Below are 20,753 nucleotides of genomic sequence, written 5' to 3' on the forward strand. Positions count from 1 at the left end.
AACTTGTATAGGAAGGGTTTATATGATTATTTTGAGCAATCGCGTGCAGCCCGATTGCTCAATTAGAAATAATATGTTGAATTTATTTCAAAATATCAACCCTAAAATATACGGTAGTTATTTATTGTGTTTAATACTTGAATTCAAATAATTATTTTTGATCCTCAAACTTAGCTATTTCCTTTATAGAAGTTTGCAGCTCATTAAGATCATTTGCTTTTTTTAAATTTAAAGGGAAGGCTTCACATGGAATTCCTTTGGTCATAGGATAAAATAAGGATTCACATGATCGTCTCGGCCAATTCCATAAGCGGGAGTTTTCAAAGTTAGAAGTTGCTGAAAAATGATGAGTCGGTGTAAATGGTCTCCAGCGCATAGCGAGCTGTTCATTGCAAATAATGTCAATAATTTCAATATGCTCAAATTCACGGTTGGATTTTTGGAGCCCCGCTTTTTTCAACAGTTCCACTGCTTCCTGATCAGATGTCGGTGCACTGTTAACTGAGGGTTGGATTGTCTATAAGTATTGTTTGAATATGTGCTCCATCATTTGCATCACCTCGAATAAATTCGGAATCACATAGTGATGAAAAAACGAGGAGAAAAGTTGTATTGATGAAGCCATTGTATTAGTCTGAACCAAGATCGGTTCCCTATAGGAACCTATCTGGAATATTGTTTTATTTATTAAGGATGTGGTTGTGAAAAAATTGATTTTTATTTTATTGTGTTTTCCGATGGTGATTTTTGCAGGTCAAGCTCAAGAAAGTAAGAGCATAGAAACGTTTAAACGGCTGTGCCAAAATGCTAGCGATGCTTCTACGCGAGAACATTACTGCAAACTTCTTGAACAGCAAAAAAGAGCAGAAGCAATATTTAAAGATTCTGAGAAAAACAAGTCATCCACTTGATATCACAGGTGTTTGAATAATTTAAGTTGTAATTGCATCGCTGTATCTGCTTGGACATAAGTGAGGTTTTTATGAAAGGATTCTATGTTATTTTTTCTTGGATCCATAATTTTTAATGAGTGCGAATGAAAAATTGTCTTACTTTTATTCACACTCATTTTACCAAGGTTTCATATTGAAGGGAGATGGGTTAAAGATTTTTTGTTCCTCTTCCTTTGCCTTTTTAGGTTCTATATCCTTATTAGGCTCAATTTCTTCTCGTTTAGAGGGTTTATCTTTATTAGAAGGCTTGGGTTCCATCGAAAGTGGATTTGGAGCAAGACTTTGATCTTTCCTGACTTCATCCTTTTCTTGTGCTTTCGGACTGGGTATGGGCACTAAATTATTTGCTAGCCGTTGGATAAATGCATCGTATAAGGCTAATGTGGGCATGGTAATACGAAGAGAAAGTATGTTTCCTTTCTCATCTTGAATCATTTTCATACAATCATCGGGAAGATGATTTTCTTCTTTAAACTCATTAAATTCTTTTATAATCGCTTCCATGAATTTTTTTAATTCTTCTCTTTGTTCTTGAGTTAATACATTAGGCTCACAAAGCAATTTAATGGTAAGGGTCATTGATTCGCGATCACTATCAACCAGTAATAGTCCTTTGGCTATCAACTCCGCAATTATTTCTGGGTCAAAACTAGACTTTGAATCAAGTTCTTCTGAACCAAACTCGCCTATCATTTCATCTGTGGTCTCAACTACTTTGCGTGGTTTAGTTAGAGACTTATCTTCACCAGGACTCGCTTTTTCCTCAGATGTCTTACCAGAGGTGGCACTATCACCTCCGCCACCACCACCTCCATGTCCGGAACAAAGGCGCTTAGGTGCGATTTCTTTAAAGCAAGTCTTACAGCGTACTTTTGCTGCTTCAGCAGCAGACTCTTTTTTTTCTGCCTCTTTGTTTTTCTCTTTTTCTTTGTTCAATAGTTGTAATGTTAGTGCAGCTGAAGAGATTTTTGGTTCACCTGTTGTAGTTGGTTCGGGGACGGGCTGATGTTTTTCTTTGACTTTTTTCATGAAGAAAACCAATTTCAAATTTGTAATAATAAGAGAATTATATGTGAAATTAGCTTATTTTAGTTCTTTTTGATGGAATTTTACAATATTTTTACGAAAGAACTGTTGTTGGTAGTATGGTTATTTGTAAGGGTCTTGAGAAGTAGAAAATGGTGTGGGGTTGAATTCTCCAAATTTTTGTTTTTCATCACCTTCTTCCCTGATTTCTTGTGGATCTGGTGCTTTTACGCTGGCCGATTGCTCTTGCGATTCAACTGAATTTAATCCTGGTTTAGAAGTAGAGGGCATGAGCAGGATCATTTTTTGCATACTGTCCGTAGGTTTTTGGGGTTCAACGTCTGCTAATAAGTGAATCGAAAGAACTTTTGCGGCAATAGCATCTGTTTTTTCGGGTCGGTTTACATCATTAAAATTACAATACTTAGATAACCATTGAAACAAGGGCTTCATATCACCAACAATAGGTTCTGCTACCTGTTGAAACACAGACGGTCCGTTTAGTGAATTTGCAAAACTAACCACACAATCACCAGTTGCCATGTCCATAGCACAAAATGAAATAGAGCCTTTATTATTCCCCCAATGAAAGGCAATTGTCTTTTCCGGTTTTTCGGGGTCACCTTCACTATAAACCCCCATCCCCAAACCCCATTTGACTCGTGACGTCTCGGGGGACAACGTTGGGGGGAGTTTTGATAGAAAACCTTCCAACAGTGTTGATTTAAGGTACTTATTTTTAAAGCAATACTGTAGAAAGGTGATATAGTCCTCTGCGTTTGTAAGCATCGATCCAGCAGGGATCCCTTTTGCATCGTCTGGCAATGGCGGTAAAGGGGCAAGGGGGCCATTAGGGGGATCTGCTACGTGCGCTTTGGCAACGTCTCGGGGGGTATCATGGAGACGGCCGCCTGGCAACAACCTCTTAAAGGTAGAATTCTCCATGCCTGCTTTTTTAAAAAAATCTTGCGCAATTGCTTCCCATTCTTTACCCGTTTTTTTCTCAATGACCTTCTTTAAAAAATCAAGTGCAACACCTGAATAGGTAAATCGACTTTCAGGGTCTGCGATAAATTTTTTTCCATCATCACCATCTTGGCCAAAGTTTGCTAGACCAGAACATTGTCCAATAATCATACCAATTGTAAGTGTTTTATAATTCGGGTCTTTCCGAAGTTCTTCTGGCCCAAATTCGGGATCGTATTTAAAGAGAGGGGTATTTAAAGTCCATTTATCCTTATGCTGATCGGGCTTATCTTTATCCTGGTCAATTAAATCTAAAATAATAGCTGCTGATACGGGCTTACTTAGGGATGCTGCTTGAAATAGCGTATTTGTATCAACAGGGCTGGGTGCTAATGTGTCAGCCTGTCCGTAAGCCACGGCATGGCGGGTGCCTTTTTCTTTTTGATACCAACCTAACGATAATGCAGGAATATTCGCATCATCAAGCAGTTGTCTCATTAATAATTCCTGTTGTTCTCTTCGCTCTTGCATAAAGCACCACAGCACTCAATAGAATGATTTTCAACCTAAATTATAGCATCAGTTCACTTATTTTATTTATGAGGCAACTTGGGGGGGTACTTTAATCAAAATCAGCTATAGAGCTTAAATGCGCTCCAGATCTTTTTTTGTAAGTCCACTTAGAGCATCACCTGTATTTAACGTTGTTTTTGGCTCGATAAACATGACATGAACCTCCTCTTCAGCTATTGGTAAATGTTCAACCCCTTTGGGGACTATAATAAATTCACCTTCTTGCAAGTGAACATCTCTATCTTTAAACCTTAATAAGAGATTGCCTTTAAGGATAAAAAAAAGTTCATCCTCATCATCGTGCTTATGCCATACAAATTCACCCTTCAATTTTGCAAGCTTAACATGTGAATCATTCAGGTCGCCTACTATTCTTGGCGACCAATAGTCATTAAACAAACTTAATTTGTTTTTAAGATTTATTTTTTGCATAGTTAACCCCATTTAGTTTAACCAATGTACCATTAAGTTGATTCACTAATTGCCTTACACCCCTGAAGAGGACAAAAGGCTTCATCTACTTAATTCCAATGTTTTTAATCAGTTAATCCCACAATTCAAGTGATTTACTCTTAATGACCTTACACATTTCTTGAATAAATGTATCTACTGACAAGTTGTTCTTCTGAGCTCCCTTTCGATCTCTGATGGATACTGTTTGGGATGTTGCCTCGTGATCACCGATTATCACGATGTAAGGAATTTTTTGTATCACAGCACTTCGAATCTTATAGCTCATTGTCTCACTCGCTAAATTAAGCTCAACTCTAATCCCATGTTGCAAAAGAAGTTTATAAATGTTTGTGCAGTACTCAACCTGCTTATCTGAAACAGATACGATCATTGCTTGCGTCGGAGATAACCATACAGGAAATGCCCCTGCAAAATGCTCAATAAGATAGGCTATCATCCGCTCATGAGAACCTAGTGGCGCACGATGTATTACATAGACTGGATGTAATTCTCCGTCTTCGCCAACGTAGTTAAGATCAAAGCGCTCTGAAGTCAAAAAATCCAATTGATTTGTGCTAATAGTGTATTCCGTGCCAATCGCACTTTTGATCTGCACATCTACTTTAGGCCCATAAAATGCTGCCTCCCCGTCTACTTCAACAAAAGGAAAGTCTACTTGTTGCATTGCTTTGCGCACTATAATTAGAGCTTTTTCCCATTGCTCAGGATTATTAATGTATTTATCGCCTTGGCTCAAATCGGGCTTTGAAAGACGTAGATAGTAATCTTGAATGCCTAATATTTTAAAATAATAGAGATACAGTCTTAAAACATTCGCAAATTCTTCTTCAGCCTGATCGACTCTGCAATAAATATGAGCATCATTTTGACAAAAACCCCTTGTGCGCATCAATCCTGATAGAGCACCACTAGCCTCATATCGAAATGCATTGCCGTATTCGGCAATGCGAAATGGAAGATCCCGATAGGAGCGTTTATCGCTCTTATAGATTTGATGGTGATGAGGGCAATTCATAGGACGCAGATAATAGCGTTCATCATCAATCGTAATCGGAGCATACATATCTTCTTTGAAATAAGCTAAATGACCTGAGCATTCATAGAGTGCTTCCTTTCCTATAATAGGAGTTACCACACGTTGGTACCCATGCTCTGCTTCTACTCGTCGTGCCCATCCCTCGAGTTCATCTCTTAAAATAGTTCCTTTAGGCAGCCATAAGGGGAGGCCTTGTCCAACCAAATCGGGTGAAAATGTGAATAAACCCAACTCTTTGCCAAGTTTTCTATGATCACGTTTTTTAGCCTCTTCACGATTAAAGAGATAGTGCTTAAGCTCTTTTTGAGTTTTAAATGCAGTACCATAGAGTCGTACTAACATTTTGTTATTACTATTGCCGCGCCAATAAGCACCTGCGATAGAAAGGAGTTTAAATGCTTTTATTTCTCTTGTATGCTCAACATGCGGCCCTGCACATAAATCATAGTATGCATTGTCATGTGTACCTGTCCAATATACAGATGGAATACTATTCTTTTTTTCAATTTCATCAAGCCATTCTTGTTTATATACGTTGTTTTCAAAAAGATGTCTGGCCTCTGCTAAGCTCATTTCTTTCCGCTGAAAAGAGTGATTTTTATCGATAATGTGCTGCATTTCCTGTTCAATAACTGGAAAATCGGCCTCGGATACTCTAAGACCTTCAGGTAATTCAAAATCAAAATAAAATCCATCTTCTGTGGCTGGACCCGAAGCTTTTATAATGCCAGGATATAACTTCTCCATTGCTTCCATTAAAATATGTTCACATGAATGACGTATTTTTAATAATTCGTTGTTATCTGATTTGTGTTGTTCCATTATATAATCTCCACCAAGGACCTAAATACAATCTGTTTTAATTGTTCTAAACAGATTTGGATTTGAAAAATAGATATGTGTGATCAGGCGAATAGACCCCTAAGGGGTATTGGTGAAGGTGGTGATTTTAGCAAAAGAATAGCTTACCGCTTTAAGAGCGGCTATTAAGTCTCGACTTAATAAGCTATTGTTAATTCTGTTCATTTAAAACATAACCTATACTGATTATAAAATCACCTGTTAATTTTATGAGGTTTTTGGTGTTTTTGTCAAATTTAAGAGATTTTTTAAATTAATTAGTGCTCTATGGAATTAATCCCGTCATTTACAAGCCTAATCTCAATTCGCTCTTTCCCGCCACCAATGTTAACTCTCTTCAGAGTGATATAACCCACTTCCGCAGTCGATTTAACATGCGTCCCGCCGCAAGGAACTTTGGAAAAGCCGTCAATCTCCCAATAACGTCTTTGGTTCTCAACGTCTGAAAATCCGGTTTTAATTGTCTCATTTTTTGCAATAATTACATTATATTCAGTCAATAAGCTGTCTAAAATAGAAGTAATGCTCTTGTCATAAATGAAATCTATCCTGGCCTTGGTTTCGGCAATATGTGCGCCGATTTTTTCTATACTTAACTTTCGTGTCACTAACTCAAGAACTAACTCAGCAGCAAAATGTAGGCGCATTAGCCTATATCTTCTAGGCCAATCGATTTCCATCAATACTTTATCACCAACAGAAAGCCCGTGTTTTTCTGGAAGGGTATAATAAATAAGGTTGCCTTCTATTTCAGAATTAGTGATTTCCAGGCCATTAATATAAGCTTTATCACTTTCTTGTCCCCCTGAAAAAGAAAATGCTATGGTCTCTTCTAATAAAATACGATTAGCACTGACTAATGAAACACTGGTAGTTAAGCTACGTTGATATGGATTATCCCAAAATACTTTTCTCATGTTCACGCCTATTTAATTGAAACTATTTTTCCACCCGTTAACCCATCAAGATCACTAGAATGTAGAGAAAATAAGGCATTAGGCGTTCCAGCTGCGGCCCATAATGTATCAAATTTCAGCAAATCTTCATCTATAAAAATGTTATTTATTGTTTGTTTGTGCCCAACTGGCGGTACACCACCGATCGCAAATCCTGTTATTTCTCGTGTAAAATTTGCATCGGCTTTAATTATTTTTTCGCTGATTAATCTTTCAATTGTTTTCTCATTTACACGATTTATACCACTAGCGAGAATTAAAATAGGTCGATTAGTTTTTTCTGTACGAAATAGCAGTGACTTGATAATTTGAGCTATTTCACATCCTATTGTAGTAGCTGCATCTTTAGCAGTGCGGGTGCTAGATGATAGCTCTACAACTTCAAATGCTAAACCTTTGTTCAACAAGACATCTTGTACTATCTTTGCGCTATTACTCAATTTCATATGTTCATTAATCATATTAGCCTCAGAAAAATTATTTCCATAAAGAAAATTTTCTTGTCAATTCAGTTACCCTATCCCAGTCACCAAATAAAACAATGCCATAATAAATAAGCTCCTCATTGCTTACTTGTAAGGTTCTTTCAATCTGTTCTTTGTAAGTACCAATGGTCATCGTGTCAGTAAAATCATTACAAATGATATGATTCTCAATAGCTTCATTTCGTAGCTTTCTAATTTTGTTTGAATTCTCTGAGAGAATAATAAAAGGTATTTCCGAAATGAATGGATGAGAACCACCATCAGCATCTTTGTATTCAGTTAAACGTAATTCTGATTTACCAATAGCAGAACCTAAACCAATACACATATGGGCTAAGGCATTCATTACCTTACCGTTGTCTATACTTTTATTAAGAACAGCCACTAATTTATTTTTAAATTTCTCTTCTGACATGATACATCTCCAATCATTGTAACTTCACATTTTGTGCGTTATAACGCATAATTAGCTATAATAGCATTGTGCGCCATAACGCACAAGATGTTTCTAAAATAGGTGAATAGTGAAAGATATAAACAAACACATTTCTCTAACTTTAAAAGGCTTACGTCGCGATCGAGGATGGAGTTTAGATAAAGCCGCGTTAGAGACAGGGGTAAGTAAAGCCATGTTAGGGCAAATTGAACGTGAAGAGTCTAGCCCCTCAATTGCAACCCTATGGAAAATTGCCAGTGGTTTCCATACATCTTTTTCTTCATTTATTGAGGATATTAGTACTGATTTTAACAGCCCTATTTATCGTGCAGGCCAACCCCAACAGCTTCATGCCATGGATGAAAAAATTCGTATAATGCCGCTGTTCCCTTTTGATAATGAATTAAATTTTGAACTATTCGTCATTGAATTATTACCAGGCTGCGAGCATTTGTCACCGCCACATGAGCATGGTGTTATTGAACATGTTATTGTGGTGGATGGGACAATGGAGCTCTTAGTAAATGGCATCTGGAAATCCTTATGCAAGGGTGAGGGGATTCGGTTCAATGCGCATCAACCACATGGCTACCGAAACACCACATCTGAAAATGCTTCTTTTCACGATGTGATCCATTATCCAAAGCAAGAATCTTATTAATGAATCACAGGAGTTCAGACATATCTAATTTGTAGATTTCATGATTATAAAGATTCCTGTTGAATGCCTTTAACCTTATTAAATTTGCTCAGGGTGTCATTGGTAATTTGAGCGATTTTATCATTATCAAAATTAAATTTATCAACGGCGATTTCTTTAACAATTCCATTAATCTGAATAATTAATTTTTGGCAATACTCTTCGATGTCACTGGCTTTTTTCTCGTCTTTATTTTCAGCCTTGCTGCTCATGACCATGAGTCCAATTTCAACAAGCCTTGTTGTCGTATAAGAGAGCGAGTCATTCTCTTTACCAGCTATTTTAAGCACTTGCTCATGGAGATTGTCAGGTAAGGTAACAGTAATTCGAGCCATAATATAACCTCTTTTTGCGATGATGTTGGATGTCTGGCTGATGCATCCGTGCACGCCAACCCTAATTTCAATTAGATCATATTAGGCTATATATTTCAACTGGTTACTACTGGTAGTATGCAGATCTGCATAAGACAATATGCACATTAAATTTAAATTTGATGCACATTTGCATACTGCTTTTTGATTACTAATTAGCCAACATTTAAAATTTTGCAGTCACCCTTTGCAAATATGGCTTTATTCTCAATAAATACAATGAGTTACACATACTGCAACCAGTTGCGAAAGGTGTGCTGTTTTCTTTTTTAGAGTTGTCTTGTTCATTAATTCTCAGATCAAGTTTTATGTGAATCTGACTATTTTTTATTAAGCGCGGATCAATTGCGTGTTTGTGATTTAATGCCGAATCTAAATTTTAGCTATCAATTTACACCATGATCTCCCGGTTTAACCCACTCTATTCTTTGCTTGTTTCCAGATAGACATCAACTCATCAAAAGTGTGTCCTTCCAAATTAATGAGTTTCTTTTCATGAGCAATCATTTTGACAGCGCGAAGCCGCCGCTCAAATTTTTCTAAGGTTTGTTGTAGTGTATCTTTGGGATCTAATTTACAAAATACACACAGTGAAAACACGGCATGCAATAGGTCACCTATTTCTTCCTGCAAAGCAGATGAGTTATCATTAATTCCTGCTTTTAAATGCTCATCGACTTCAATACACTCACTTTGGATTTGAGTCATAATCTGATCGGTCGTTTCCCACTGAAAACCAAATTCAGTAGCTTCATTTTCTAATGCTGCAATTTTTTCTAATAGATTCATTAATTATTTCCACGTTATTCTTGTCTACCACGTAAATATAAAACTTTTGTGTTCGATCCAGGATTGACTCGTTCTTCCGTTTCAAAAATCTCCGGTTTTCCCTTAACCAAATCACTCAGCTTTTTGAAACCATAAAGCCTGGAATCAAAGTCTGGTTTTAACTTAGTTAAATAGCCACCAAATGTTCCTATGTATGCCCAACCAGTATCATCGTATGAGTTATTTAATGCTTCTAGAATAAATTCTTTTGGAAATTCTTGTGCTGAGGGTTCATTAGCTTTTGCTTGTTTAACAGGCTGCTTTCTCTTTTTTGACTGGCTAATTAATTGATCAGGTGGTGCTACAGGGCGTAGTACTTCAGTGAAAATAAATTTATTGCAGGCATTACGAAATGCCTCTGGTGTTTTTTTTTCTCCAAATCCAAAAACTTGCAACCCTTCTTCACGAATACGGTTAGCAAGACTTGTAAAATCACTATCACTTGACACGATACAAAAACCACCAAAACGATGCGTATAAAGTAGATCCATAGCATCAATAATAAGTGCACTATCTGTTGCATTTTTTCCAGAAGTAAAAGCAAACTGCTGTACTGGTTTTATAGCGTATTTATGCAATACCTTTTTCCATTGTGCGCTAGATGGTAAGGTGAAATCGCCATAAATTCTCCTTACGATAGCATCTCCATAACCAGCAATCTCAGTTAAAAGACCATCAATAATAACTGCTCGAGCATTATCAGCATCAATAAGTACAGCTAATTTTAACGCGGCTTCATCTGTTGTAATTTTTGTCATGCTAATTGACCTGTTTTATAAATTATTTATTTTTGGAACGATAAAATTTACACTCAACACCATGACCAAGTTCATCTTTATAATATTCCATACCACACTTCTCCATTACTCGATGTGATGCACTATGTTTGAGTGGCGCAAAAGCAATAATATAATCAGAATTGATATTTATTTTACTCCATTCAAGAAGTGCCTCTAGTGCTTCAGATGCATAACCCATACCCCAAAATTTTCTTACAATAAGGTATCCAACTTCAATTTCCCCTGTTTCAATTGGCCCAAATCCACATCGTCCAATGAATTCATGAGTCACCTTATTGAATATAACAAAACCAGGCAATCCTTTATCTCCATAAAGGTTCATAATCTGTTTTATTCTTCGCTTAGTCTGCTCGCGATCTTGTGTTCCATCAGGAAAGAATTTTCTAACTTCTCGGTCTGCATGAAGCTGAGCAACTTGATCTAAGTCCTCATCCTTAATTAAACGCAAAAGCATCCTTGGTGTTTCAATTTTAATGGTCATATTGGTTCACTTATAATCCTATATTTTCTATATATTGAATTTCTTCTTGTGTAAGCTCAAAGTCATATATGTTTAAATCATTATCCATGTGTTGTTGATTTGTAGTGCCGGTTAAAGGCAATATCCCCACTTGGTTTGCAAAGCGAAATATAATTTGCGGGATGGTTTTATCATATTTTACAGCAAGTGATTGCATGTGAGGGTTTAATAAATACCGCTGATTCGCAGTGAGCAAAGAAAATCCTTGATAGATAATCTTGTTTTTTTGACTAAATGTCCTAACGTCTTGATCCCATTGTGTTATGGCGAAACATCTATTTTGTATAAACGACGGCTTTATAGAGACTTTTCTATATAGTTCTTCAACTTGTGCCATATTAACGTTAGAAATGCCGAGAAACTTTACCTTTCTACTACACACCAGCTCTTCCATGGCCTGCCAAATTTCTAAATCTGCATCGATTATTCCATGAGATAGTGAAGGGCCATGAAGTATATAGGCGTCAATGTAGTCTGTCTGTAAATGTTCTAGTGAGCTTGCAAAGGATTGCTTGACCTGGTTGGTCAATGAATCAAATTCATCATAAGGTTTTCTATGATCTTGGCCATGTACAGAGGTAAATTTTGTTTGTAGAAATAAATCACTGCGTGTTTTTTGACTAGTTGTTAAAAATTGATCAATTGCATCACCCACGGCTTCTTCAAAATAATGCCTACGTTGATTGGCAGTATCAATCCCTCGAAATCCTGAGTTGAGTGCCTGGAGCACCAAACGTTTTGTGTCATCTTCTTTCCATGCTGTACCATATAAAATAGGGGGAGTGGTTGATGTGTCGTTTTGTTTTATATTCATAATGCCGCCTCCATTGGTGTCACAGCATAACCAAGCATTATCCTCCTCAAAATATAGAGGTATTTTTCGGAGGATAATGAGCTAAGGAACAAAGCCATTAATAGACCCTGTGTCAATTTTATTTTGACTTTGAGCTTTCCACAATTGAGCATAGGCACCATTTTGATTTAGTAGTTCATTGTGGGTACCTTGCTCAATAATCACACCTTTAGCGAGTACCAGAATATTATCTGCATGCGTTACTGTAGAAAGTCTATGTGCAATAATAAGTGTTGTTGTGTTGATCGATATCTGTTTGAGACAGGTCTGAATGTCTTTCTCTGTTTTCATATCCAGTGAAGATGTTGCTTCATCAAAAATAAAAATTTTAGGTTTTTTAAGCAGCATTCTAGCGATGGCCACTCGCTGTTTTTCGCCACCAGACAATTTTAATCCGCGCTCACCAACTCTGGTTTCTAACCCATCAGGCAGTTTTGCCACGAACCTGTCAAGATGTACTGCTTGTATTGCATCCGCCAATTCATCATGAGTGACATGCGGATTTCCATATATCAGGTTATTTCTTAAGGTATCATTGAATAAAGCAGTTTCCTGAGGAACAATACCGAGTATTGCTCTGAGTGATGCATGTTGGATATTGCTAATATTTTGCCCATCAATCTGAATACTCCCCGAATTCAAATCGTAAAGCCGAAAGATTAATCTTGCGAGAGTGGATTTGCCGGATCCTGAGGATCCAACGATTGCAGTAGTGGTACCGGGTTCAACTATAAAGCTAACGTCATCAAGAATTTTTCGATGTTCATTATAAGTAAAATGGACGTGATCAAATTGGATTTTTCCTTCTTTGTACTTAAGTGTTCTGGCATTGGGTTGGTCTTGAATATCGATAGGAATTTTCAGCAACTGAATCGCGGTTTGAAAACGAGCTAAATCATCTCGGGTAACACGAATTCGATAGCCTAGCATGGATAATGGCAGCATGAACATGAATAAATAGCCATGGACCAGTACAAAATCTCCGACATTCATGCTCCCTGCAATGACTCGGCTGCCAGCAAGTAAGAGCATAATAATAACACACATACCGACAATGACATTTTGCATAAGATGAATTTTTGCATCGGCATTTAATGCTCGAGTATCTGCACAGGCCTTTTCTTGTAATTTTTGAGCAGCTGTATTGATTTCATCCTGTTGAGTATTAAAATATTTCACGGTATCCGCATGCAACAGGCTTTCCACCAGATAGGCGTTTGCAGATGCATCTTCATTGTTTTGCTTCATTCTGCATTTTACAATCCATTGAGCGGTGTAATAGCTTAGCAAGATATAAGAAACCAGCATCAACAATAGAACCAATCCAAAAAAAAGATCATAAAAATAGCTCAAAAAAATCATAGCAAAAATTATTTCTATAAGAACCGGCAATATCATCACAATAGGTCGACCAATAAGATCAACAGCAGACGAGTGTGAACGTTCTATGATTGTAAGAATTTCGCCTGATTTACGTTCTCTATGAAATTTTGTGGAAAGCGCTTGTACGTGATCAAAAAGTTCTAAACAAAATTTTCTCGCCCCTTCTAATTCTACAGGAAAAGCTATTACTTGACTGAGGGTGATACAAGCTTTGGATGCACCCCAAACCGATGCATAAGTCAGAATGATGACTAAAGGGGTGCTGTTTAAAAATAGGGCATGTCCAGAGAGTGCATTAATGGCTTCTTTTAAAAAAATGGGGACACACAAATTTAGTGCAATGGAAATCAATATAAATAAGAGAGCCAAGACAACGTGAATTTTTCCTCTTAGGCTGTTCTTTGTCCAAACGCAAGGCCAAAGATAGTAGATAGTTTCTTTAATGCTGGGTAAACTTTCATTCATCATGATGCACTCTTTTGCTGCTGGCTATTCCACATGGAGTAATATAATCCCTTTTTCTCGATTAATTCTTGATGCGTTCCAGCTTCTACGATTTCTCCGTCTTGTAAAACAAGAATGTTGTCAGCATGAATAATCGTACTCAAACGATGTGCAATGACTATACTGGTGGTATGTTTTGTAACTTCCTCAATATTTTCCTGGATATTTTTTTCAGTCTGCGTGTCGAGCGATGCGGTTGCTTCATCAAATAACAAAATACTCGGGTTGCGTAATAAACATCTTGCTATTCCAATCCTCTGGCGTTCTCCTCCTGATAATTTAAAACCCCCTTCACCGATGTTGGTTTCAATTCCTTTGGGGAGGTTTTTTACCATCTCTTCCAAGTGCGCCAGTTGGATTACGTTATTGATTTCACGCTCGGAGATATTTAGAGCACCGTAGCAGAGATTAAACCTCAACGTATTGTTGAAGAGTAGAACTTCTTGTGGAACAATTCCGATTTGTTGGCGTAATGAATGCTTGCTCACAGCAGTAATATCCTGGTCATCTATGAGTATTTGTCCCTGAGTGACTTCAAATAATCCCAGCAATAATCGTGCAATCGTTGATTTACCCGATCCGCTGGGTCCCACAATAGCTGTCATCTTTGCGGGTGGAGCTTCGAAGCTTACATTTTTTAAAATGGGGTGTTCTGGTTGGTAACCGAAAGTGACGTTTTTAAAGTGAACATGCGGGCCGGTAATGAATAAAGGTTTTGCATCAGGATGGTCTTGTTCAACTTCATCGGTTTGATCTAATAAATAGGCTGAATATTCTATTTTGGATAAATCATTTTTGGTATCTCGCCAACGCACACTAGCTTCGCTTAAAGGTTCAAATAACTGTAATAAATAGCCATTAATCAGGACAAAGTCACCAATTTTTAACTGTCCAATTAAAATTTGGTACCCTACTTTATAGGACAAAAAGGCAAGACCCCCCGCAATAATGAGTGTTTGTATCACCAAAAATGTACCGTTTCCACTAAATAATGCTGTATTTGCATGAACGCTTTCTTGTAAAAATTGGTCTATTTTTTTATGTTCTACGGTTTGACTGTTGTAGTATTTTACAGTTTCTGTGTTGAGTAGGCTGTCGGTAATTGCGGAACTTACATTTAATTCAGCAATGCTACAATTTTTTTGCAGGACTGTGGATTTTTTTTGAGTGAGTCCATTAAAAACAAGATAGATTCCCAAAATAATAATTAGATAGAGGCCATAGCTTAAGCCATAGAAGTGCCAAATGATTAAAAAAGCGAAGAGAATTTCTAAAAAAACAGGCACAATCCGAAACAATATGTTCGAGATAAGCATCGCGATTGCAAGCTGTGCGCGACTGATAGCGCTGGTTATTTTTCCGGTTTCCTTATCCAGATGAAATTTGTAATTTAAAGCATGAAGGTGTGCAAAGACATGAGTACTATAATCCGCAATTGTTGTACTTATGTTTACAAAAGAAAGCATCTCGCGAATTTTTTCACTGCATCTTGCCAGCATCCAGAGTAATCCATAACAGCAGATCAGCGAGATAATCATCATGCTCGATGTCCTTATCGTACCGGATAATGCAGTTACTATATCTTTAAAAAAAATGGGTACAATTAAATTTAAGGCGAGTGTTGTGAAAACCAAAAATAATGAAAATATGACCCGAAACTTTTTTTTAAAATTATTTTTCGGCCAAAAAAATGGAAAAAAATGGGATATTATCTGTAAACTCGTCAAATAGAGTCCTTATTGATTATTATCATATGATTGAGGAGGATAACATTAAATAATTTAGGAAGTAAAAAAACCGTAGACATTGAGGCAAGCGCAAAATAATTTGTGTTCAAAAAAACATACATTTGTGGAATAATATGAGTCAATCCGTAATGATATTCTATGCACTGACATGTTATTTGAAATAAAAGATTTCTTGATAATGATTGATTTTTGATAGGATAATGATTTAAATTTTTATAAAATAAATAGTGCAAAATTTTGATTGCCAAATTTTGGAGGGACTATGGAATTATTAGATGCAGTTGAGGCATTGGTGAAAAATCCACTCCTTGATACAGTGGCTTTAGAGGATTGGGTTTTAAGTAAAAGCTTGGTTGAATCATATAAAAACTCAGATACACATAAGATCAGGGAGTTAATCACTGATAAAAAGAATTTTTCGGATATGAGCCATGTGATCCCGTATCCGGATATGAGCCATGTTTTTCCAGTGACCAAATAAGGATTTAAGTGAAAGTTGTAGCGTTAGTTGGTACTGGAATTAAAACAATAGCTCATATTACAGAAGAAGCAAAAGGATATATTTCTACTTGTGATAAGGTAATCTACTTAGTTAATGAACCCTTGCTAGAGCGCTATATTCGTAAATTAGCGAAATCATCAGAGTCACTGGATGAAATATACTTTAACTCTAAATCAAGAGAAAGTGCTTATAATAATATTGCACAATATATTCATAGCGCGATAGAAGATGTACGATCATTATGTGTTGTTATATATGGTCATCCATGTGTGTTTGCTACTCCTGGCTTGCTCGCTTTGTCTATGCTTGGTGATAGCATTAAAACAGTGGTGTGCCCTGGTATTTCAACTCAAGATTGTTTATATGCCGATCTTAGGTTTGATCCCGCATCTGGAGGTATCCAATCCTTTGATGCTACGGAATATCTTCTATATGATAAAGTAGTAGATCCTTCTTCTCATGTAGTAATTTACCAGATTGGTATGGTTGGAAATCTGGGTTTACCAACAAATAAAATCAATTTTGAGGCTCTTAATTTTATTAAAAAAAAATTAATCGAACTCTATAAAAAAGAAAAAAAAGCGGTTATTTACGAAGCTGCTCTTTATCCTGGTACTCATCCAAAGATATCTGAATTTGATTTAGAGCAACTTGATAGGCAAGAGTTAACAACACTGTCTACTTTGTATATTCCTCCCGATAAAATACAACGAATGCCGAGTTCTGATGCATTAAGGTTATTAAATCAAGTGGCATAGTTTAGTGGATGTATCTAATTTTTATTTAATGTGAGGGATTACAATGAGCTCAACAGTCAGCTCTTCTAAAGTAGGGTTCTCTTTTAGTGATTTACCAGTCACTTGTAAATTATTATTGGCTCTTTCTTTTATAGAGGCTATTGGAGGCGGCCTATCTTACCATATTGCGTATTTTTTTAGTGTAAGCACAAATTTTAATAAATTAAATATAGGCTTCTTAGGCTTTTCAATGGGGATTGGAGCTATTTTGGGCAGTATATGTGGTGGATACGTTACGGGAAAAGCACAAGCAAAGGGTATAATTGGGGCAAGTTTCTTACTCATGGGCGTCGCCTTTGTTATTCTAGCAAAAGTGAGTTCTTTTCATTTATCTGTTGTCTTTGTATTGTTAATGGGATTTGGGATCAACTTGTTCATCACTTGCAGTAACTCATCTTTCTTGCAGATTTCAAAAAATACCAATCACAGTTTAACGATTGCCCAATCCTATAAAAATGCACTGGAAAATACTGGTGGTATTGTGGCAATGGTTTTGATAATGCTTTTAGCGCAAAATCATTTTAAATTAGCAATGACTTTGGTCGGCGTTACTTTGATATTGTTTTCAATAGTTATTTTTCTAAAATTAGAAATCAGTAATCAGGATGTGGCTGCAAAACCCAGTAATAAAGAAGAAATTGAGACAGTCTATAGCTCGCTTATTCCAATGTTATTTTCAGTATTTTGCATCGGTTTAACTTATGGGATACAAAAAACAGTACTAGGGATTCACTTAAACGAAACAATAGGAAATTCTTTAATCATTGGATTTTTTTTCGCAACCGATCCCATTTTAATCGCATTATTTCAAGTAAAATTATCAAAAAGGATTGAGCGATTCAATAAACATATAGTTGCTTGTATCGGCTGTATTTTATTAGGGGCGTCAACGTTTGCTATGGGCCTGTCTTCTACAATACTAGGAATGTTTTGTTCGCTTTTAGTATTCACTCTTGGTGAAATGTTGTTTATGGCGTACTCCGTTGCATTATGTCATCAATATGGAAGCTCTAACCACAGTGGCCTAGGTATAGGGGCGTGGCGCAGCGCATATGCATTAGGCATGATGATTGGCCCTCTCATATCAGGAGTAGCAATGTATTATTTCAATGCCCAAAGTGCTTGGACAATATCTTCTTTGCTTTGTTTCATGAGTGCCTTCTTAGTATTTAATTCTAAAAGAGCACAGCGGTTAGAAGCTGTTTATTGAGATGCATCCTTTAAAAAAAGGCGCATCTTGACAAAAAGTGTCATTACTTAAATGATGCACTCCAGAGTCATTTTGGAATAAATTATCAATGTCCGAAAGCCAATTTTTTTTATTCTCAAATCCATGGTAATAAAGAAATTGAGCTTTTTTGGCCTTTTCTTCAAGAATTGTATCAGCCCATTCTTCATGACTAGAAGAAAATAATTCTTTATATTTATTTGTAACGATTTTTATATTTTCAAGCTCAGAAATTAGAGTTGCTCTTTTTCTAGACAACCCTTGGTATGGTCTAAAAATAGGATGTTGAAGGGAAAAATATACCGGATTTTTTTCAACATGTTTTTTAGGTATTAATATAGAGGGGTCTGTTTTTAGCTTATAAATGTCTTTTAAAACGTAGGCTATCCATGATGCAGGCAAGAACTCATCGGTATTGGTAAACGAAAATCCATATTTTTCACCTATGAGAATTTCAAAGATATATTTAGCGGTATCTTGAATAAAAAAATCTCGTTCTAAATTTGATTTATCAAAAGCAACCCTAAAAATATGTTGATAATAGTCTCCATAGTAGGTGTAAGCATAATAATGTAGATAATATTTAAAGAAATATTTATTAATATTGATCCACTCAGGATTATTAACAATGTTTTCTATCCATTTTTCAGAAAAGTAAACGATGGAGGCCCGCCACTTACTTTCAGAAGGGCAAGATTGGTAAATTCGTTTAAAGAATTCACTGTGATCATGGTATGAATTGGGGATGGTGCAATCAATTCCAGATCGAATAAGACGATTATGGCTTCTTTTGCATCCAATGTTTTGTGTTACAAGAGTGGTTTGTGCCCCAGCTTTTACAGACAGTATGCCATTAGGCAAGTATCGTTTAAGTGGTTTTATCTGGGTTACATGTCCAATGTTAAAAAAATCCCCTTTCTTATCTATGTAAACAGGATGCGTTTCATTTTCTGAATCACCTCTTAAGTACCATTCAAAGCACTTATCTAATACAAGACCTAATGGACAACTGTGAAATCCATAAAAGAGGTCTTTAGTAATTGGTTCTTGAGATGAAAAATTATTAAGAGTTTGAAGCTTTCCTTGGTGCGGAATATAAAAGGTTTCAGAATCACCAATTAAATCACCATATCCAAAGTTAAAAACATATAGTGGGAAATCTTTTCCTGGCGCAATTTCATCAACTAAGAAAAAAAACTCAGGATTAGAGCGTTTTACTTCCTCTCTAATTTCATCCCAACAAACTCTAGTAAAATTCCTACAAAATTCCATATTAGTCTTTTTGTTAATTAAGTTGCTTTTTATTTTGAATTAAAATGCGTATTTGCCAAAGATTTTAGTGATATAAATGACAAACATATTATGCTCTAATCAAATCAAGCTTGTCAAATAAGTAAAGTACGTTGTTGTTGTCGTAATAAGGATTTTAATCATGAAGATTGTAAGTGAACAGGTTATTAATGGAGAGCGTATTGCGACTCAGGTTATTGATACAATCTTAAGCAGTACAGAACACAATCTTGTTACATTATCCGATATATTTGGGATATCTTTAAATAAGCTTGTTCTGAAAAAGGGGTTTTCAAATGATGAGATCTTAATGATTGTAAAGATAGGAAATTCTTTATTCATTAATTAATAAAATACTTTAGCCCCATTCTTTACCCAACCTATTATTTGAAACATTGATGCTGATTCAAATCGAATTTGTGGCCAGTCCGGATTGATAGGTGAGCATATAAACGTATTGTCTTCTGAGCTTATTTTTCTAAATAAGTTCTCTTCTGTAGCGTTAATATGAATCAGTACTAAATCGCAGTGGTTCTGTTTTTCTTTACAGAAAGTAACTAGGTCACCTGCATTATAAATAGGAGACATACTTTTATCGTGCACAATAAAAGCAAAATCATCATGCGTTATGTTGTCTTGAATTGATGAAGGTATTGGGAGATAACCTTCAATTTTAGATGAGGCATTGATTATAGGGATCGTTTGGAAGGGATGATCCTTCATAGGTTTGTGGTCAATATCTAAAAATAATAACCATGTTGGAGAAACACCCAATGCACTACCGAGTATTTCTGCATCTTTAAACCTGGGCGTTCTTGTTCCTCGTTCCCAATTACTAATTCGTTGCGCTGAAAAACCAGTGACTTCAGCCAACTGCACTGCAGTGAATTTTTTGTTTTTTCGCGACTCTTTAATTCTTAACCCTATTTTTAATTTTATATCCATATAAAAACCTTGCAAAATAAACATAATTGTTTATTATAAACGTTATCGTTTATATTTGTGTGTATTGTTTACCTAGCGTTTATTATACACATAAGTTGAATGAACAGTAACAAATAAACAAACCGATTTAGATAAAAAAATATTTTTTGGCGTTTTCTGTAGTTATATACAGAATAAATTGAAAAGGAGTATTCGTTGTGGAAAATAACTTTAGGCTACCGATCTGTAAGAACATCATCAATTATCTATTAGAGTCAACTAACTATAATTTAAAAGACATTGCTGCTTTATTAAACTGTTCGATAAGACAATTACACACAATATATTTTGCTGAATTAATGCCTGCAAATGTTTCATTTGAACGTGAACTTGTAAGGCTTTATCTTTTGATTCTCGAAATTAATATCCATAAACAACATGAGAGCCAGGCTTATAACTGGGGTTGCTTATGAATACTTTTAATATTGAAGAAGCTTCAGAATTTCTTGGAGCCCACAGGGAAACTATCCGTCGAA

At 36.0% G+C, this 20,753-nt stretch carries 23 protein-coding genes; 6 read left to right on the forward strand and 17 right to left on the reverse strand.

Annotation, left to right across the window (positions count from 1 at the left end; all coding sequences use genetic code 11):
* Positions 1-151: 151 nt before the first annotated feature.
* The gene (locus AB3348_RS11410; protein WP_367607728.1) at positions 152-460 is read right to left on the reverse strand and encodes a hypothetical protein; all 309 of its coding nucleotides are present in this window, start codon (positions 458-460) and stop codon (positions 152-154) included.
* A gap of 241 nt (positions 461-701) precedes the next feature.
* On the opposite strand from AB3348_RS11410, the gene AB3348_RS11415 reads away from it, so the two are divergent.
* On the forward strand, positions 702-911 hold the full coding sequence (locus AB3348_RS11415; protein WP_045096597.1) for a hypothetical protein: 210 nt from the start codon (positions 702-704) through the stop codon (positions 909-911).
* 159 nt (positions 912-1,070) lie between these two features.
* On the opposite strand, the gene AB3348_RS11420 is transcribed toward AB3348_RS11415, so the two are convergent.
* From AB3348_RS11420 to AB3348_RS11450, 7 genes are all read right to left on the reverse strand, one after another.
* Positions 1,071-1,982, reverse strand: coding sequence for a hypothetical protein (locus AB3348_RS11420; RefSeq protein ID WP_045096596.1), 912 nt, complete (start codon positions 1,980-1,982; stop codon positions 1,071-1,073).
* 120 nt (positions 1,983-2,102) lie between these two features.
* Entirely contained in the window at positions 2,103-3,443 is a 1,341-nt protein-coding gene (locus AB3348_RS11425; RefSeq protein WP_367607729.1) for a serine hydrolase domain-containing protein, read from the reverse strand.
* A gap of 147 nt (positions 3,444-3,590) precedes the next feature.
* On the reverse strand, positions 3,591-3,950 hold the full coding sequence (locus AB3348_RS11430) for a cupin domain-containing protein (RefSeq protein WP_045096118.1): 360 nt from the start codon (positions 3,948-3,950) through the stop codon (positions 3,591-3,593).
* Positions 3,951-4,062: 112 nt separating this feature from the next.
* The gene (gene thrS, locus AB3348_RS11435; RefSeq protein WP_367607730.1) at positions 4,063-5,850 is read right to left on the reverse strand and encodes a threonine--tRNA ligase; all 1,788 of its coding nucleotides are present in this window, start codon (positions 5,848-5,850) and stop codon (positions 4,063-4,065) included.
* 296 nt (positions 5,851-6,146) lie between these two features.
* Positions 6,147-6,806 carry an alanyl-tRNA editing protein gene (locus tag AB3348_RS11440; RefSeq protein WP_045096116.1) on the reverse strand — a complete coding sequence of 220 codons (660 nt, stop codon included), beginning with the start codon at positions 6,804-6,806 and terminating at the stop codon, positions 6,147-6,149.
* A gap of 8 nt (positions 6,807-6,814) precedes the next feature.
* On the reverse strand, positions 6,815-7,306 hold the full coding sequence (locus AB3348_RS11445) for a YbaK/EbsC family protein (RefSeq protein WP_367607731.1): 492 nt from the start codon (positions 7,304-7,306) through the stop codon (positions 6,815-6,817).
* A 16-nt stretch (positions 7,307-7,322) separates the two neighbouring features.
* Positions 7,323-7,745 (reverse strand): DUF2000 domain-containing protein, encoded by a 423-nt coding sequence (locus AB3348_RS11450; RefSeq protein WP_367607732.1) that lies wholly within the window; start codon positions 7,743-7,745, stop codon positions 7,323-7,325.
* A gap of 109 nt (positions 7,746-7,854) precedes the next feature.
* Between AB3348_RS11450 and AB3348_RS11455 the strand changes: the two genes are divergently transcribed.
* Entirely contained in the window at positions 7,855-8,427 is a 573-nt protein-coding gene (locus AB3348_RS11455) for a helix-turn-helix domain-containing protein (RefSeq protein WP_045096114.1), read from the forward strand.
* Positions 8,428-8,471: 44 nt separating this feature from the next.
* On the opposite strand, the gene AB3348_RS11460 is transcribed toward AB3348_RS11455, so the two are convergent.
* From AB3348_RS11460 to AB3348_RS11490, 7 genes are all read right to left on the reverse strand, one after another.
* Positions 8,472-8,801 carry a hypothetical protein gene (locus tag AB3348_RS11460; RefSeq protein WP_231865835.1) on the reverse strand — a complete coding sequence of 110 codons (330 nt, stop codon included), beginning with the start codon at positions 8,799-8,801 and terminating at the stop codon, positions 8,472-8,474.
* 450 nt (positions 8,802-9,251) lie between these two features.
* Positions 9,252-9,629: a MazG nucleotide pyrophosphohydrolase domain-containing protein gene (locus AB3348_RS11465; protein WP_045096113.1), complete on the reverse strand. Its 378-nt coding sequence runs from the start codon at positions 9,627-9,629 to the stop codon at positions 9,252-9,254.
* 14 nt (positions 9,630-9,643) lie between these two features.
* Positions 9,644-10,426, reverse strand: coding sequence for an NYN domain-containing protein (locus AB3348_RS11470; RefSeq protein WP_010947780.1), 783 nt, complete (start codon positions 10,424-10,426; stop codon positions 9,644-9,646).
* A 22-nt stretch (positions 10,427-10,448) separates the two neighbouring features.
* Positions 10,449-10,949, reverse strand: a complete 501-nt coding sequence (locus tag AB3348_RS11475; protein WP_010947779.1) for a GNAT family N-acetyltransferase — start codon at positions 10,947-10,949, stop codon at positions 10,449-10,451.
* 10 nt (positions 10,950-10,959) lie between these two features.
* Positions 10,960-11,802, reverse strand: coding sequence for an aldo/keto reductase (locus AB3348_RS11480; RefSeq protein ID WP_045096112.1), 843 nt, complete (start codon positions 11,800-11,802; stop codon positions 10,960-10,962).
* A gap of 81 nt (positions 11,803-11,883) precedes the next feature.
* Positions 11,884-13,692 (reverse strand): ABC transporter ATP-binding protein/permease, encoded by a 1,809-nt coding sequence (locus AB3348_RS11485; protein ID WP_010947777.1) that lies wholly within the window; start codon positions 13,690-13,692, stop codon positions 11,884-11,886.
* Positions 13,689-15,455 carry an ABC transporter ATP-binding protein/permease gene (locus tag AB3348_RS11490; RefSeq protein WP_367607733.1) on the reverse strand — a complete coding sequence of 589 codons (1,767 nt, stop codon included), beginning with the start codon at positions 15,453-15,455 and terminating at the stop codon, positions 13,689-13,691. The genes AB3348_RS11485 and AB3348_RS11490 overlap by 4 nt, the downstream gene beginning before the upstream one ends.
* A gap of 283 nt (positions 15,456-15,738) precedes the next feature.
* Here AB3348_RS11490 and AB3348_RS11495 point away from each other — a divergent pair, with 283 nt between their 5' ends.
* From AB3348_RS11495 to AB3348_RS11505, 3 genes are read left to right on the forward strand one after another with little or no spacing between them, the layout of a single operon-like run.
* On the forward strand, positions 15,739-15,957 hold the full coding sequence (locus tag AB3348_RS11495; RefSeq protein ID WP_015444251.1) for a hypothetical protein: 219 nt from the start codon (positions 15,739-15,741) through the stop codon (positions 15,955-15,957).
* A gap of 8 nt (positions 15,958-15,965) precedes the next feature.
* Positions 15,966-16,736, forward strand: coding sequence for an SAM-dependent methyltransferase (locus tag AB3348_RS11500; RefSeq protein ID WP_052673936.1), 771 nt, complete (start codon positions 15,966-15,968; stop codon positions 16,734-16,736).
* A gap of 43 nt (positions 16,737-16,779) precedes the next feature.
* Positions 16,780-17,985: an MFS transporter gene (locus AB3348_RS11505; RefSeq protein WP_045096110.1), complete on the forward strand. Its 1,206-nt coding sequence runs from the start codon at positions 16,780-16,782 to the stop codon at positions 17,983-17,985.
* On the opposite strand, the gene AB3348_RS11510 is transcribed toward AB3348_RS11505, so the two are convergent.
* Positions 17,968-19,275, reverse strand: a complete 1,308-nt coding sequence (locus AB3348_RS11510) for a hypothetical protein (RefSeq protein ID WP_131775087.1) — start codon at positions 19,273-19,275, stop codon at positions 17,968-17,970. The two genes, AB3348_RS11505 and AB3348_RS11510, sit on opposite strands and share 18 nt — an antisense overlap.
* Before the next feature lie 160 nt (positions 19,276-19,435).
* Here AB3348_RS11510 and AB3348_RS11515 point away from each other — a divergent pair, with 160 nt between their 5' ends.
* Positions 19,436-19,642: a hypothetical protein gene (locus AB3348_RS11515; RefSeq protein WP_021436844.1), complete on the forward strand. Its 207-nt coding sequence runs from the start codon at positions 19,436-19,438 to the stop codon at positions 19,640-19,642.
* On the opposite strand, the gene AB3348_RS11520 is transcribed toward AB3348_RS11515, so the two are convergent.
* A complete protein-coding gene (locus tag AB3348_RS11520; RefSeq protein ID WP_052673935.1) occupies positions 19,639-20,262 on the reverse strand; it encodes a helix-turn-helix domain-containing protein in 624 nt (207 codons plus the stop codon). The two genes, AB3348_RS11515 and AB3348_RS11520, sit on opposite strands and share 4 nt — an antisense overlap.
* Positions 20,263-20,753 lie beyond the last annotated feature (491 nt).

Origin of the sequence: Legionella sp. W05-934-2, assembly GCF_964199965.1 — a bacterium.
Lineage (GTDB): Bacteria > Pseudomonadota > Gammaproteobacteria > Legionellales > Legionellaceae > JAFIFT01.